At 70.0% G+C, this 14917-nt stretch carries 14 protein-coding genes and 1 tRNA gene; 11 read left to right on the top strand and 4 right to left on the bottom strand.

What is annotated here, in order from left to right:
• Positions 1-13: 13 nt before the first annotated feature.
• Positions 14-880 carry an MBL fold metallo-hydrolase gene (locus ACFZ8E_RS21670; RefSeq protein ID WP_405043754.1) on the top strand — a complete coding sequence of 289 codons (867 nt, stop codon included), beginning with the start codon at positions 14-16 and terminating at the stop codon, positions 878-880.
• A 42-nt stretch (positions 881-922) separates the two neighbouring features.
• Here ACFZ8E_RS21670 and ACFZ8E_RS21665 read toward each other — a convergent pair whose 3' ends face one another.
• The gene (locus ACFZ8E_RS21665) at positions 923-1627 is read right to left on the bottom strand and encodes a glutathione S-transferase N-terminal domain-containing protein (RefSeq protein ID WP_243951456.1); all 705 of its coding nucleotides are present in this window, start codon (positions 1625-1627) and stop codon (positions 923-925) included.
• A 260-nt stretch (positions 1628-1887) separates the two neighbouring features.
• Between ACFZ8E_RS21665 and ACFZ8E_RS21660 the strand changes: the two genes are divergently transcribed.
• The 3 genes from ACFZ8E_RS21660 (at position 1888) to ACFZ8E_RS21650 (ending at position 2599) form a co-directional block, all read left to right on the top strand.
• On the top strand, positions 1888-2121 hold the full coding sequence (locus ACFZ8E_RS21660; protein WP_243951458.1) for a hypothetical protein: 234 nt from the start codon (positions 1888-1890) through the stop codon (positions 2119-2121).
• Positions 2122-2182: 61 nt separating this feature from the next.
• Positions 2183-2259: transfer RNA gene (locus ACFZ8E_RS21655), tRNA-Pro, on the top strand.
• Between the two features lie 28 nt (positions 2260-2287).
• Positions 2288-2599 carry an ETC complex I subunit gene (locus ACFZ8E_RS21650; protein WP_147841429.1) on the top strand — a complete coding sequence of 104 codons (312 nt, stop codon included), beginning with the start codon at positions 2288-2290 and terminating at the stop codon, positions 2597-2599.
• Between the two features lie 24 nt (positions 2600-2623).
• On the opposite strand, the gene ACFZ8E_RS21645 is transcribed toward ACFZ8E_RS21650, so the two are convergent.
• The 3 genes from ACFZ8E_RS21645 to ACFZ8E_RS21635 all read right to left on the bottom strand — a co-directional run bounded on the left by ACFZ8E_RS21645 (position 2624) and on the right by ACFZ8E_RS21635 (position 5026).
• Positions 2624-3088 (bottom strand): nucleoside deaminase, encoded by a 465-nt coding sequence (locus tag ACFZ8E_RS21645; protein WP_147726082.1) that lies wholly within the window; start codon positions 3086-3088, stop codon positions 2624-2626.
• A gap of 65 nt (positions 3089-3153) precedes the next feature.
• Positions 3154-4221, bottom strand: a complete 1068-nt coding sequence (locus ACFZ8E_RS21640; protein ID WP_243951460.1) for a spore photoproduct lyase family protein — start codon at positions 4219-4221, stop codon at positions 3154-3156.
• Positions 4222-4273: 52 nt separating this feature from the next.
• Entirely contained in the window at positions 4274-5026 is a 753-nt protein-coding gene (locus tag ACFZ8E_RS21635; protein WP_405043753.1) for an SHOCT domain-containing protein, read from the bottom strand.
• A gap of 307 nt (positions 5027-5333) precedes the next feature.
• Between ACFZ8E_RS21635 and glgX the strand changes: the two genes are divergently transcribed.
• From glgX to ACFZ8E_RS21600, 7 genes are all read left to right on the top strand, one after another.
• Positions 5334-7604 (top strand): glycogen debranching protein GlgX, encoded by a 2271-nt coding sequence (gene glgX / locus ACFZ8E_RS21630; protein WP_147844239.1) that lies wholly within the window; start codon positions 5334-5336, stop codon positions 7602-7604.
• A 141-nt stretch (positions 7605-7745) separates the two neighbouring features.
• The gene (locus ACFZ8E_RS21625; RefSeq protein WP_147728597.1) at positions 7746-8123 is read left to right on the top strand and encodes a response regulator; all 378 of its coding nucleotides are present in this window, start codon (positions 7746-7748) and stop codon (positions 8121-8123) included.
• 187 nt (positions 8124-8310) lie between these two features.
• Positions 8311-10278 (top strand): AI-2E family transporter, encoded by a 1968-nt coding sequence (locus tag ACFZ8E_RS21620; RefSeq protein ID WP_405043752.1) that lies wholly within the window; start codon positions 8311-8313, stop codon positions 10276-10278.
• Positions 10279-10585: 307 nt separating this feature from the next.
• Positions 10586-12208, top strand: coding sequence for a hybrid sensor histidine kinase/response regulator (locus ACFZ8E_RS21615; RefSeq protein ID WP_147729412.1), 1623 nt, complete (start codon positions 10586-10588; stop codon positions 12206-12208).
• A gap of 50 nt (positions 12209-12258) precedes the next feature.
• Positions 12259-12579 carry a plasmid stabilization protein gene (locus ACFZ8E_RS21610; RefSeq protein WP_243933891.1) on the top strand — a complete coding sequence of 107 codons (321 nt, stop codon included), beginning with the start codon at positions 12259-12261 and terminating at the stop codon, positions 12577-12579.
• 185 nt (positions 12580-12764) lie between these two features.
• The gene (gene adh, locus ACFZ8E_RS21605; RefSeq protein ID WP_243951464.1) at positions 12765-14288 is read left to right on the top strand and encodes an aldehyde dehydrogenase; all 1524 of its coding nucleotides are present in this window, start codon (positions 12765-12767) and stop codon (positions 14286-14288) included.
• A gap of 206 nt (positions 14289-14494) precedes the next feature.
• A complete protein-coding gene (locus ACFZ8E_RS21600; protein WP_243933366.1) occupies positions 14495-14917 on the top strand; it encodes a DUF779 domain-containing protein in 423 nt (140 codons plus the stop codon).

Raw genomic sequence — 14917 nt, 5'->3', positions numbered from 1 at the left:
CACGAGGCGACGCGTGCCCGGATACCTGCCCTTTGCCGGCGCCCTCGATCTGCCGGCCTACGTTTGCGACAATTGCGGCTTCTGGCAGCGCCACTTCGAGACCCCGCCGGCCTGCCCGATGTGCCTCGACGCCCGCCACGTCGTGCCGCAGGACGGCTGGCGCTTCTGGACGAAGCGCGAGGCGCAGGCGCGCTTTCCCTGCCATTGGCAGGAGCTTGAGCCGGGCGTCTGGCGGTTCTGGAACGAGCCGGTCTCGGGCATCGGCCCGTCGAGCTACCTGATCTGCACGGAGGCCGGCAACATGGGCTTCGAGGGCTGCCCGGTCTTCAGCGAGGCGGCGCTCGATCACATCGCCGCTTTGGGCGGCATGCAGGTGCTCTCGGCCTCGCACCCGCACGCCTACGGGGCGCTGGTGCAGCTGCAGGACCGGTTCGACCCGGAGCTGTGCCTGCCCGCCGCCGACTTCGCCTGGAGCGCCGCGCTGCAGGTCTCGTGGCCCTACGACGACTTCCTCGAGCCGCTGCCGGGCCTCGAGCTCCACCGCACCGCCGGCCACTTCGACGGCCACGCCGTGCTGTTCGATCGCCGGCGGAAGATCTGCTTCTGCGGCGACGCTTTGAAGTTCGAGCTGGACCCGGAGGATTTCCGCCGCGCCGTGACGATCTCGGCGCACAAGGCCTTCGTGCGCGGCGTGCCGCTGACGACGAACGAGCTTCGGCATTACCGCGACGTGTTCGCCCGCCTCGACTTCACCCAGACCTGGACCCCGTTCGAGCCCGCCGCCAATTGCGGGAGTGCAGAGGTCCTGGCGCTGATCGACGAGATGCTGGCGACGCGGCCGCACGCGGCGCCGGTGCGGTTGGACGGCCTGCGGCGGTAACGCCGCCTCCCTCCCCCCGCAAAGGGGGGAGGGAGGTGCGCGTCAGCGCTTGGTGTTCCCCGCCGTCTGCCCGAACATCACCTTCTTGGCGTCCTCGCTCATGGTCTTGCCGTGGTCGGGGTTGACCTCCGGAGCGCGGGCGTAGGCGGCCTTGGTGGCCGGGCGCTCGGCGATGGCGTGGAACCAGCGCTTCAGGTTCGGGTGATCGTCGAGGGTCTGGCCCTGCTTCTCCCACGGGACGATCCAGGGATAGGCCGCCATGTCGGCGATGCCGTAATCGCCGGCGACGAAGTCGCGGTCGGCGAGCCGTCGGTCGAGGACGCCGTAGAGCCGGTTGGTCTCGTTGACGTAGCGGTTGATCGCGTAGGGGATCTTCTCGGGGGCGTATTGCGAGAAGTGGTGGTTCTGGCCGAGCATCGGGCCGAGGCCCCCCATCTGCCAGAACAGCCATTGCAGCGCCTCCTGCCGGCTGCGGAGGTCCGTGGCCAGGAACCGTCCGGTCTTCTCGGCGAGGTAGAGCAGGATCGCGCCCGACTCGAACAGCGTGATCGGCGCGCCGCCGTCGGCCGGCGCGTGGTCGACGATCGCCGGCATGCGGTTGTTCGGCGCGATCTTCAGGAAGCTGGGATCGAACTGCTCGCCCTTGCCGATGTTGACCGGCTTGATCGTGTAGGGGAGGCCGACCTCCTCGAGGAACATCGTCACCTTGTGGCCGTTCGGGGTTGGCCAGTAGTAGAGATCGATCATCGAAACATCCTCAGGTGACGTGGACCGTCGCGCCCTCGATGCCGCAGGTGGGTCGGATGCGCCGCGGATCAAGCGGCGTTCGGCACGGGGCGCCTCTGGGACCGCCTGCGCATCGGTCATACCGCAGGGACCACGTTGGCCGTCGGCCTTTCGCAATCGTATCTTCGTCTTCACGCCGCCATCGATCAAATGCGCGGCAATCCTCGGCCGTTTCCTTCAGGCCCGCCATGGTTTGAGTCGCGTCATCGGGGAGGCGGGTCATGATCAGCGCGACGTCGATCAGCAGTGCCGGCCTTGCTGCCGCGTTGCAGAGGTTCGAGTCGACCGCCACGCGCGTGGCCGAGATCGGGACGAGCCTTCCGAGCGCGGCCCAGGTCGACCTGTCGAGCACGGCCGTCCAGCTGATCGAGGACAAGGCCGCCTTCGCGGCCAACGCGGCGGTCCTGCGCGCGTCCGACGCGATGGAGCGGACGGTCCTCGACATCCGCGTCTAGGGCCGCGACACCGATCGAACCTTGCCCGCGCCCCGGCGACCCCGTAAGACCGATGGCATGTCGGGGTGTAGCGCAGTCTGGTAGCGCACCTGGTTTGGGACCAGGGGGTCGTAGGTTCGAATCCTATCGCCCCGACCATCGATTTCCGGAGCGGTGTCTGAAGGCCATGTCGAGCGCCCGCATCTTCCAGCCGTCGAAGGACGCGTCCCAGTCGGGGACGGCCCGGACCAAGGTCTGGCACCTCGAGTTCGACCAGACCGCGCCGCGCGAGACCGACCCGCTGATGGGCTGGACCGGCTCGGGCGACATGCTGCAGCAGGTCCACCTCAAGTTCGAGTCCCTCGAGGATGCGGTCGCCTACGCCAAGAAGGCCGGCATCGCCTACCGCGTCGAGGAGCCGAAGACGGCCCCCCCGCGCAAGGGGCTGTCCTACTCCGACAATTTCAAGTTCAACCGCACGGCGCCCTGGACGCACTGACCGGGACGCGCCGAGCCGATCGGCTCAGGCCTCGTCCTTGCGCGCCTTCCAGGCCGCGTAGGGCGCGGTCGCGTCCGGCACGTCGAGGTGCTTCAGCCGCATCGGCTGCGCGTCGAGCGGGCGGCACAGCTCGGCGTAGATCTCGGCGCCGAGCAGCCCGAACTCGCCGGCCGTGGCGGCGGCGTTGGCGAAGTAGCCCTCGCGGATGCCCGACAGCCGCATCGCGGCGTGGCACATCGGGCAGGGCTGGCCGCTGGCGTACATCACGCTGCCGGACAGGTCGCGGCTGTTGAGGCGCCGGCTCGCCTCGCGCAGCGCCACCATCTCGGCATGCCCGGTCGGGTCGTTGGTGGTGTGGACGTTGTTGGCGACCCGGGCCAGGACCTCGTCGCCGCGCACCAGGACGGCGCCGTAGGGCGTGCCGCCGTCGCAGACGTTGTCGGCGGCCAACTGCACCGCCTCGCTCAGGTACCGTGCGTGATCGCTCATGATGGTCGGTCCTCCCGGATGCGGTCGGGAACGCCCAGGGGCGGAGAACGGTTCGATCCGGCCGCTCAGAACGCGTAGCGCACGGTGCAGTACGGCATCGTCTCCGCGAGCACCGCCTTGAAGCGCGTGAGCCAGCGGCCCTTCCAGCCGGCGCGGTAGCGGACGTTGGCGCCGCCGCCTTCGGAGACCTTGGCCTCCTGGATGTCGGGCCGCCACAGCAGCTCCTCGGCGCGCGGATGCCAGCCGAGATTGACCGCGTGCAGGCCGGCATTGTGGGTCAGCAGGATGATCTCGCACTTGAGCTGGGCCTTGGCGGCGTCCGACAGCGTGCCGTCGATCTCGGTGAACAAGGCCCGCCAATCCGCCTCCCAGCCCTCGTAGAGGATGACCGGCGAGAAGTTGACGTGGACCTCGTAGCCCGCGGCCACGAAGTCGTCGATCGCCGCGATCCGCTCCGCGATCGGCGTCGTGCGCACGTCGACCACCTTGGCGATCCGTGCCGGCATCAGCGAGAATCGGATGCGGGTGCGCCCCTGCGGGTCGTAGGCGAGCAGGTCGCGGTTCACCGCCTTGGTCGCGAACGAGCCCTTGGCGTTGGGCAGGGTGCGGAACAGCGCGACGAGGTCGCGGACGTTGTCGCAGATCGCCGCGTCGACCGAGAGGTCGCCGTTCTCGCCGATGTCGTAGACCCAGGCGGCGGGATCGATGGTGTCGGGCTCCGGCAGCGCGCCCTGCTTCCGGGCATGCCGCGCGATCGCCGCGCAGGCGGCCTCGACGTTCACGAACAGCGAGATCGGGTTGGAAAACCCCTTGCGCCGCGGCACGTAGCAGTAGGCGCAGGCCATGGCGCAGCCGTTCGAGGTCGAGGGCGCGATGAAGTGGGCGCTGCGGCCGTTGGGCCGCATCGTCAGCCCCTTCTTCACCCCGAGCACCAGCGTCGAGCGCTTGATCCGGACCCAGTCCTCGACCGAGCCCTCGTTACCGTGGAGCGCCGGGATGTTCCAGTGCGAGGGCACCGGGATGCGCGTCGCGTCCGGGTAGCGCGCCAGGATCTCGCGCCCGCGCGGAAACGTCTCCACCGCGGGCTCGTGATAGATCGTGGAGATGTCGAGGAGGTCGCCGATCGAGGCCATGCGGGGTCCGGCGGCCCGGAACGCGGCCGCCCCTGCGATATGGGGCGCCGGCTCAGAGCCGCGAGAGCAGGTCGGCCTTCTTCTCGGCGAACTCGGCCTCGGTCAGCACCCCGCGGCCGTGAAGCTCGGCGAGCCGCTCAATCTTCGTAAACACGTCCCCGTCGCCCGACGAGTCCGGCGCCGTAGCAGGAGCGGAAGCGGGGGCGGGGGCCGAAGCGGGAGAAGCGTCGCGCGCGGGCGTCGGCGCGTCCGGCGCGAGGCGGCGCAGCGTATCGAGGGCGATGCTGCCCTGCGGCCCGATGAAGCGCAGGGCGCCGTCGGACTGGGAGACCCCCGAGATCTGGTGCTCGCCGGTGTCGTAGAGCGCGACCCCGGCGTCGGACTCGATCGCCAGGCGCCGCGTCTCCGGGAAGTAGGCATAGCGCAGGCCGTTCTGGGCGCCCGCGCTCGACGGCCGGCCGAGGCACGCCGGCCACCACTCGCCGCCGCCGCGGCCGCCCGCGGCCCGGCCGCTCCCGCTCCAGCCGCCCGGGGGCAGGGCGTCGGCCAGCTCGGCGCAGAGGCCGGCGACGCGGGCTTTCAGCTCCGCGTCGAACATCCGCCCGACCATGACCATGCCGCCGGAGAACCACTGGCCCATGCCGCCGAGCTCCGGGTGGTCGAACTGCGCCATCGTGCCGTTGCCGGCCTCCAGCGCCCGCATCAGATGGCGCACCGCTTCGAGGCTGACGCCGTGGCGATCCGCCACGATCTGCAGCCCGGAGGCGTGGTCGGGGCCCTCGTCGTTGTGTGCCTCAAGGGTCATGCGGGCTGCTCCGGGGGACGCGATGCGCCGAGGCGCTGCTGGGGGCCGCGTGTGCCGGGCCTCGTGCCCGGGGCGAGCCCGCACTATGCCGCGGTCGGCGGAGCGGTGGAAGAACCCGGGCTGCGCAAAAATGCCAGGCCCGCGAACGGTTTCCGCCCGAACCTTCGGCACCCCTCGCTGCGCTGCAAAAATTTCGCGCACGGCGGAGCTTCGCCCACGGACGCACGTTCACAAAATGGCCCGGGGGCCCCGCTGCCGAGCGTCAGGCAGCGGTCGTCGTGATGCGGCCCCGGCCGCCGGAGTGAACATGGCCGACCATAACCGCTACGCAGCCTCGACCCGTCCCGTTCGTTCGCGCATCCAGGAAGGCAAGCCCTATCCCCGCGGCGCGACCTGGGACGGCCTCGGCGTGAACTTCGCCGTCTTCTCCGCCCATGCGACCAAGGTCGAGCTCTGCCTGTTCGACGAGTCCGGCGAGAAGGAGATCGAGCGGATCGCGCTGCCCGAATACACCGACGAGGTCTGGCACGGGTACCTGCCCGACGCGCGCCCCGGCACGATCTACGGCTACCGCGTCCACGGCCCCTACGAGCCCAAAGCCGGGCACCGCTTCAACCACAACAAGCTGCTGATCGACCCCTACGCCAAGGGGCTCGTCGGCTCGATCACCTGGAACCCGGCCCTGTTCGGCTACCAGATGGAGACCGGCGACGACCTGACCTTCGACGAGCGCGACAGCGCGCCGTTCACCCGTCGCAGCCAGGTCATCGACCCGGCCTTCACCTGGGGCGCCTACCGCAAGCCGAACATCCCCTGGGAGAAGACCATCATCTACGAGGCCCACGTGAAGGGCCTGACCAAGAACCATCCGCGGGTGTCCGAGCGCCTGCGCGGCACCTATGCGGGCCTCGGCAACCCCGACGTGCTCGACTACATCAAGAGCCTCGGCGTCACCGCGGTGGAGCTGCTGCCGGTCCACGCCTTCGTGCAGGACGACTACCTGCAGGAAAAGAACCTGGTCAATTACTGGGGCTACAACACGATCTCGTTCTTCACCCCCGCGCGGCGCTACGCGGCGGTGCCGGACTTCGCCTTCTCCGAGTTCAAGGAGATGGTCGCGCGCCTGCACGGCGCCGGCCTCGAGGTGATCCTCGACGTAGTCTACAACCACACCGCTGAGGGCAACGAGAAGGGCCCGACCCTGTCGTTCAAGGGGATCGACAACGCCTCCTACTACCGGCTGCTGCCGGGGCAGGAGCGCTACTACATCAACGACACCGGCACCGGGAACACCTTCAACCTCTCGCATCCGCGCGTGCTGCAGCTCGTCATGGACAGCCTGCGCTACTGGGCGACCGAGATGCGCGTCGACGGCTTCCGCTTCGACCTCGCCACCATCCTGGGCCGCGAGCCGCACGGCTTCGACGAGGGCGGCGGCTTCCTCGACGCCTGCCGCCAGGACCCGGTGCTGAACGACGTGAAGCTCATCGCCGAGCCGTGGGATTGCGGCCCGGGCGGCTACCAGGTCGGCGGCTTCCCGCCGGGCTGGGCCGAGTGGAACGACCGCTTCCGCGACGACGTCCGCGGCTACTGGAAGGGCGACGAGGGTCTGCTGCCCGATCTCGCCAACCGCATCACCGGCTCGGCCGACAAGTTCAACAAGCGCGGGCGCAAGCCCTGGGCCTCGGTGAACTTCCTCACCGCGCATGACGGCTTCACCCTGCACGACACGGTCGCCTACAACGACAAGCACAACGAGGCCAACGGCGAGAACAACCGCGACGGCCATTCTCACAACCTCTCGTACAATTACGGCGTCGAGGGACCGACCGACGACCCAGCGATCCGCGCCGTGCGCCTGCGCCAGATGCGCAACATGCTGGCGACCCTGTTCCTGTCGCACGGCACGCCGATGCTGCTGGCCGGCGACGAGTTCGCGCGAACGCAGAAGGGCAACAACAACGCCTACTGCCAGGACAACGAGGTGTCGTGGATCGACTGGGGGGCGATCGGCGCCGAGGAGCGCGATCTCGCCGAGTTCACCCAACGCCTGATCCTGCTCCGCAACGCGCTGCCGATCCTGAGCCGCGGCCGCTTCCTCACGGGCCGGTACGACGAGGAGTTCGGCGTCAAGGACGTGACCTGGCTGCGCCCGGACGGGGCCGAGATGGGGTCCGAGAACTGGACCGACGGTGGCGCGCGTTCGCTCGCGGTGCTGCTCGACGGGCGGGCCCAGGCGACCGGCGTTCACCGCCGCGGCGGCGATGCCACCCTGCTCATCATGTACAACGCCTACCACGACCTCGTGCAGTTCACCCTGCCGGAGTCGGTTGGCGGATCGGCCTGGACGCGCCTGCTCGACACCAACCTGCCCGACAGCCAGGAGATCGCGAGCTTCGCCTCGGGCGAGCGCTACGACGTCACCGGCCGCTCGATGCTGATGTTCGTGCTGAAGCCGGACGACACGCCCGGCGACGCGGTGACGGAGATGGAGCGGTCCTACCAGCACGTGATGCAGGCCTTCGAGCGGGCCAACATCCACGAGGTCCACTTTCACCTCGACGAATCCGATCGCTGATTTCGGCGTCTTCCCCTCGGGCTGACGATCTGCCACGAGGGGCTGAATACAAAAATCGGACGATCGCGGGCCGCCGTGCGTTGGGTATCGACGCGCGGCGGTGACGCGTCTGACGGTCATGCGTCGAGGGATCCATCATCCATGCCCAAGATACTGCTGGTCGAAGATCACGAGGAGATCTGGGATTTCCTGTCCCGCCGGCTCAAGCGTCGCGGGTACGAGGTGATCCTGGCCCATGACGGCGAGGCCGGGGTGCAGCAGGCGCGCTCGGGGCGCCCCGACGTGATCCTGCTCGACATGAACCTGCCGATCCTCGACGGCTGGTCGGCGGCGCGCGCGCTGAAGTCCGGCAGCGACACCCGCGGCATCCCGATCATCGCGCTCACCGCCCACGCCATGTCGGGCGACCGCGACAAGGCGATCCAGGCCGGCTGCGACGACTACCACCCGAAGCCCGTCGATTTCTCGAAGCTGCTCAGCCAGATCAGCGCGGCTTTGGGCGAGACGGCGTCGGCCTGAGGCGGGCCATTCTTCCCTCCCCCTGGAGCGGGGGAGGGTGGGCCTCGCGTCGGCGAGGGTCGGGAGAGGGGAGCGACCTCTCCGGACAACGCGCTCCCTTCTCCCGACCCGCTTCGCGGGCCACCCTCTCCCGCAGGGGGGAGGGAAGAGGCGGCGGCGGACTTCAGCGTAACCGGAGCGTAATCCCATGAGCGACGATCCCGTCACCGCGCAGCGCCTCAAGAACGGCCTGCCGGTCTTCGTCGCGCTGGCCTCGTTCCTCCTCGTCGTCGCGGTGATGGCGGCGCTGTATTTCGGGCGCGACATCCTCGTGCCGGTGACGCTCGCGATCCTGCTGAGCTTCGTCCTGGTGCCGGCGGTGCGCCTGCTCGGGCATATCCGCGTGCCGCGGGTGCCGGCGGTGCTGCTCGTCGTCGTGGTGGTGTTCGGCGCGCTGTTCGGGATCGGAACCCTGATCGCGCGCGAGGGCGGCCAGCTCGTGTCCGACCTGCCGCGCTATTCCCTGGTGATGCAGGACAAGATCAAGTCTCTGCGCGGGGCGACCGCCGACACCGGCACGCTGTCGCGAATCGTCGACGTGTTCCAAGACCTGAGCGCGACCCTGTCGCCGCCGCCGCCGCCCGAGCTGAAGGGCGATCCGGGCACCGCCGGGCATCCGCTCACCGTCGAGATCCGCGCGGCGCGGGCCGGCTTCGTCGAGAACCTCCAGACCTTCGCCGGGCCGATCCTGCACCCGCTGGCCACCACCGGCCTGATCCTGATCTTCACGATCTTCATCCTGCTCCAGCGCGAGGATCTGCGGAACCGGATGATCCGGCTGGCCGGCGGCTCGGGCGACCTGCGCCGCACCACCGCGGCGATCGACGACGCGGCGCGCCGCCTCAGCCGGTTCTTCCTGGCGCAGCTCGCCCTCAACGTCGCCTTCGGCGTGGTGATCGGCGTCGGGCTGTGGCTGATCGGCGTGCCGAGCCCGACCTTGTTCGGGGTGCTCGCGGCGATCCTGCGCTTCGTGCCCTATATCGGCGCCGCGATCAGCGCCCTGCTGCCGCTGGTGCTGGCGGCCTCGGTCGATCCGGGCTGGACCATGGTGATCGCCACCGCGGCCCTGTTCCTGGTGGTTGAGCCGATCGCCGGCCACGTGATCGAGCCGCTGCTCTACGGGCACTCCACCGGGCTCTCGCCGATCGCGGTCATCCTCTCGGCGACCATCTGGACCTTCCTGTGGGGGCCGATCGGCCTCGTGCTCGCCACCCCGCTCACCGTCTGCCTCGTCGTGCTCGGCCGCCACGTCGACCGGCTCTGGTATCTGGACGTGCTGCTCGGCGACCAGCCGGCGCTCGATCCGCCGGAGATCTTCTACCAGCGCATGCTCGCCAACGATCCGGCCGAGGCGATCGACCAGGGCCGGCAGTTCCTCAAGGAGCGGGCGCTCGTCACCTACTATGACGAGGTCGTGCTCGCCGGCCTCAGGCTGGCGCAGGAGGACCTGTCGCGCGGGACGCTCGACCGGGAGCGCCAGGGCGAGGTCGGCGCCGCGATCCGCACCGTGGTCGCGCGGCTCGGCACCACGCCGGTGGCCCGGCGCCCCGGCAGGGTCAAGGCCCGCACCGGGAGCTCCGAGGCCGCCGCCGCCGTCGCCGCGGCAGGGCCGGACCGCAAGGTCGCCGCCGTCGTGCTCAAGCCGTCGGACCTTGCGCCGGCCTGGCGCGGCGCGGTGCCGGTGCTCTGCGTCTCGAGCCGCGGCCCGTTCGACGAGGCGGCGACGCTGATGCTGAGCCAGACCCTCGACCGCCACGGCCTGCGCTCCGAGGTGATCGCGATGTCCGCGATCCGCGCCGGCGCGCGGCCGAAGGATGTCGGCAGTCTGGCGATGATCTGCTTCTCCTATCTCGAGCCGGTGAGCCTGTCGCAGATCCGCTTCACCGTGCGGCAGGCGCGCGCCGCGGTGCCGGGCGTCAGCGTCCTCGTCGGGTTCTGGGGCGAGCGCGATCCCGCCACCCTCGATCGCCTGCGCCGGGCGACCTCGGCCGACTTCCTGGTCACGACGCTCAACGACGCGATCGAGAACGCCATCGCGGTCTCGCGCATGCCGGCGGCGGCGCCGGCGCATCCGGCCGCGCGATCCGAGCCCCGCTTGCCGCAGGCCGCCGAGTAGCGGCGGCGGTCGACGATGTGGGCGACGTCGTGCACCGGCCGGCGCGACGGCTCGCCCGCGAGGACCGCGGATCACGCCTTCGCCGATGCGCGAGACCGGCTCGACGGGCGGCATCCGCGCTTTCGGCTTCGGCGCGGGCCTGACCTTCGCCAGAATGCCGGGATCGCCCGGGTGCCCCCTGGCGTTATCGCGGTGGCGTCGATCCGGATCGTGCGCCAGAACGCGTTTGCGCAGGGGCAGCGGCTCGCCGGCGTCGAACGAAGCGATGGAGCGGCCGACCGATGCCGAAGGATGAGACCCCGTCGACATGACCCAGACGCCCGAGACACCGCCGACCGGCCGCACCACCCGTGTCGGCACCGGGTCCGTCTCCGCCATGTCGGACCCGCGCAACGAGATCTTCTTCGCGGCCGTCGAGACGACCCGCATGCCGATGACGGTGACGGACCCGCGCCAGTCTGACAACCCGATCATCTTCGCCAACAACGCCTTCATCGCGATGTCCGGCTACAGCCGCGAGGAGATCGTCGGCCGCAACTGCCGCTTCCTGCAGGGACCGGAGACCGACCGCGAGGCGGTCGCGCAGGTGCGCGCGGCGATCGACGAGCGGCGCGAATACAGCACCGAGATCCTGAACTACCGCAAGGACGGCTCGACTTTCTGGAACGCGCTGTTCGTCTCGCCGCTCTACGACACCGCGGGGGAGCTGCTGTACTTCTTCGCCTCGCAGCTCGACGTGTCGCGCCGCCGCGACGCCGAGGAGGCCCTGGGCCAGGCCCAGAAGATGGAGGCGCTCGGCCAGCTCACCGGCGGCATCGCGCACGATTTCAACAACTTGCTCCAGGTCATCGTCGGCTACGTCGACATCCTCAGCGCCGGGCTCGAGAAGCCGGATGCCGACAAGGGTCGCCTCGGGCGTGCCGCCGACAACATCCGCCAGGCCGCGCAGCGCGCCACGACGCTGACGCAGCAGCTCCTCGCCTTCTCGCGCAAGCAGCGGCTGGAAGGCCGCGCGGTCAACCTCAACGCCCTGATCGAGGGCATGCGCGACATGGTCGCCCGCTCCGTCGGCGAAGCGATCACCGTCGACTACGACCCGGCGCCGGACCTGTGGAACTGCCGGGTCGACCCGACCCAGGCCGAGGTCGCGCTGCTCAACGTGATGATCAACGCCCGCGACGCGATGCCGGAGGGCGGCCGCATCCGCATCGTCACCGAGAACCTCGACGTGTCCGAGCGCGACATCACCGGGACCGGCCCCTTGCGCGCCGGCCGCTACGTCCGGGTCTCGATCACCGACACCGGCACCGGCATGCCGCCCTCGGTGCTGGCGCGGGTGATGGACCCGTTCTTCACCACCAAGGAGGAGGGCAAGGGTACCGGGCTCGGCCTCTCGATGGTCTACGGCTTCGCCAAGCAGTCGGGCGGCGCGGCCCAGATCGAATCGGTCCAGGGGGAGGGCACCACCGTGCGCCTGTCGTTCCCGGTGACCGAGACCGGGGTGAAGGAGGCGCCGAAGCCGGCGGCCCGCGCCATCGAGCGCCAGGGCACCGAGACCATCCTGATCGTCGACGACCGCGAGGACGTGGCCGAGCTCGCCCGGACGATCCTGCGCGACTTCGGCTACGTCACGCTGATGGCCGGGAACGGGCGCGAAGCCCTGGAGATCCTCGACGGCAACGACCGCATCGACATGATCTTCACCGACCTGATCATGCCCGGCGGCATGAACGGGGTGATGCTCGCCCGCGAGGCGCGGCGCCGGCAGCCGCGGCTCAAGGTGCTGCTCACCACCGGCTACGCCGAGGCGAGCCTGGAGCGAACCGACGCGGGGGGATCCGAGTTCGACGTGTTGAACAAGCCCTACCGCCGCACGGACCTGATCCGTCGCGTGCGCGCCGTCCTAGACGGGCCGACCGGGACCGGCTGAGGACGCTGCGCCGGCGGACGGGTGAATCGGGCGGAGACGCGAGGTCGATCATGCCGCAGGGCGACAAGGGCAAGTACACCGACAAGCAGGTGCGGAAGGCCGAGCACATCGCCGACTCGTACGAGAAGCGCGGCGTGCCCGAGGAGGAGGCCGAGGCCCGCGCCTGGGCGACGGTCAACAAGGACGACGGCGGCGGCAAGAAGCCCGGCGGCTCCGGCCGGGGCAAGGCCACCGGCCACCCGGCGGCGCATGCGGGCGGGGAGAAGGGCGGCAAGGCGGGCGGCAAGGCCTCGGCCGCGCGCACGCCGGAAGAGCGCTCCGCCTCCGCCAGGAAGGCGGCCGCCACCCGCAAGGCGAATCGCGGCGGCTGACCCCTGCTGCCGGCGGCGGTCGCCAAACGGCGGCGATCCGGCTACCCTCCGCCGAGCGCTCGCGGACCTGGTTGGCCAAAAGTCCAACTTGCCAAGGCCTCCCATCTGGCTTTGGCTGCGATCGGCCAGCGAGAAGCCGAAAAAGGCCGGCACGCCATGCCGGAACCGCACGGAGGAACAGCACCATGAACAAGCCGGAATTCTTGGCCGACGCCAAGACCAAGTCGCCGTTCTCGGCCCGCTACGACAACTTCATCGGCGGGCAGTGGGTCGCGCCGGCGAACGGCCGCTACTTCGAGAACACCTCGCCGATCACCGGCCGGGTCATCTGCGAGGTCGCCCGCTCGGACGCGCAGGACGTGGAGAAGGCGCTCGACGCCGCCCACGCCGCCAAGGAGGCCTGGGGCCGCACCTCGGCCGGCGAGCGCGCCCGCATCCTCAACAAGATCGCCGACCGGATGGAGGAGAACCTCGACCTGATCGCGCTGGCCGAGACCTGGGACAACGGCAAGCCGATCCGCGAGACGGTGAACGCCGACATCCCGCTCGCCATCGACCACTTCCGCTACTTCGCCGGCTGCATCCGCGCCCAGGAAGGCGGCATCTCCGAGATCGACCACGACACGGTCGCCTACCACTTCCACGAGCCGCTGGGCGTCGTCGGCCAGATCATCCCGTGGAACTTCCCGATCCTGATGGCGGTGTGGAAGGTCGCCCCGGCGCTCGCCGCCGGCAACTGCATCGTGCTGAAGCCGGCCGAGCAGACCCCGGCCTCGATCCTCGTGGTGCTGGAGCTGATCGCCGACCTGCTGCCGCCGGGCACGCTCAACGTCATCAACGGCTTCGGCCTGGAATGCGGCAAGCCGCTCGCCTCCTCGCCCCGCATCGCCAAGATCGCCTTCACCGGCGAGACGACGACGGGCCGGCTGATCATGCAGTACGCCTCGCAGAACCTGATCCCGGTGACGCTGGAGCTCGGCGGCAAGTCGCCGAACATCTTCTTCGCGGACGTGGCCAACGAGGACGACGATTTCTTCGACAAGGCGCTCGAAGGCTTCACCATGTTCGCCCTCAACCAGGGCGAGGTCTGCACCTGCCCGAGCCGCGCGCTCGTGCACGAGTCGATCTACGACCGGTTCATGGAGCGCGCGGTCAAGCGCGTCGAGGCGATCACCCAGGGCTCGCCCCTCGATCCCACGACGATGATCGGCGCGCAGGCCTCGTCCGAGCAGATGGAGAAGATCCTCTCCTACATCGACATCGGCCGGCAGGAGGGCGCGCAGGTGCTCACCGGCGGCGCGCGCAACGTGAAGGACGGCGACCTGGCCGACGGCTTCTACGTGCAGCCGACGGTGCTCCAGGGCCACAACAAGATGCGGATCTTCCAGGAGGAGATCTTCGGGCCGGTGCTCTCGGTGACGACCTTCAAGGACGACGCCGACGCGCTCGCCATCGCCAACGACACGCTCTACGGCCTCGGCGCCGGCGTGTGGACCCGCGACGGCACCCGCGCCTACCGCTTCGGCCGCTCGATCCAGGCCGGCCGCGTCTGGACCAACTGCTACCACGCCTACCCGGCCCACGCGGCCTTCGGCGGCTACAAGCAGTCCGGCATCGGCCGCGAGAACCATCGCATGATGCTCGATCACTACCAGCAGACCAAGAACATGCTGGTGAGCTACTCGGCCAAGAAGCTCGGCTTCTTCTAGGCCTGCGAGAAACCGCCCCGGCCGCCAAGGCCGGGGCTTCGGTCTCGACCGCAAGACGACGTCGCCCGAGACGACCTTGCCCCGGCCCGCAACGGCCGGGGCTTTTTGCCGGTGCCGATCGCCGCCCGGCGCGGGCCCCCTGCATTTCGGCGCGGCGCGATCCACATAGGATCGAGCCGGGCGATCACGGCGAACGGGAGCGACGCATGACGGAGACCGCGACGACCGAGACCACCGCCGAGCAGGCCGGCGTCGACGGCACCCCGTTGCGGGTCACCGCGACGCCCGCCGCCCTCGAGCTGATCGCGGAGCTGCGGGCCGAGCACGGCCCAGTGATGTTCCACCAGTCGGGCGGATGCTGCGACGGCTCCTCGCCGATGTGCTACGGCGTCGGCGACTTCATCACCGGCGACGGCGACGTCCATCTCGGCCAGGTCGGCGGCGCGGACTTCTACATCAGCCGCCCGCAATTCGCGGTCTGGAAGCACACCCACATCATGCTCGACGTGGTGCCCGGGCGCGGCGGCATGTTCTCCCTCGAGAACGGCCGCGAGAAGCGCTTCCACATCCGCTCGCGCCTGTTCACCGCAGCCGAGAACGCGGCCCTCGACGGCGCCTGCAAGCTCTGA

The organism is Methylobacterium sp. HMF5984, assembly GCF_045033435.1.
Classification (GTDB): domain Bacteria; phylum Pseudomonadota; class Alphaproteobacteria; order Rhizobiales; family Beijerinckiaceae; genus Methylobacterium.
Note: the sequence above shows the minus strand (reverse complement) of the source record. Positions and strands in the feature narration are given on the sequence as shown.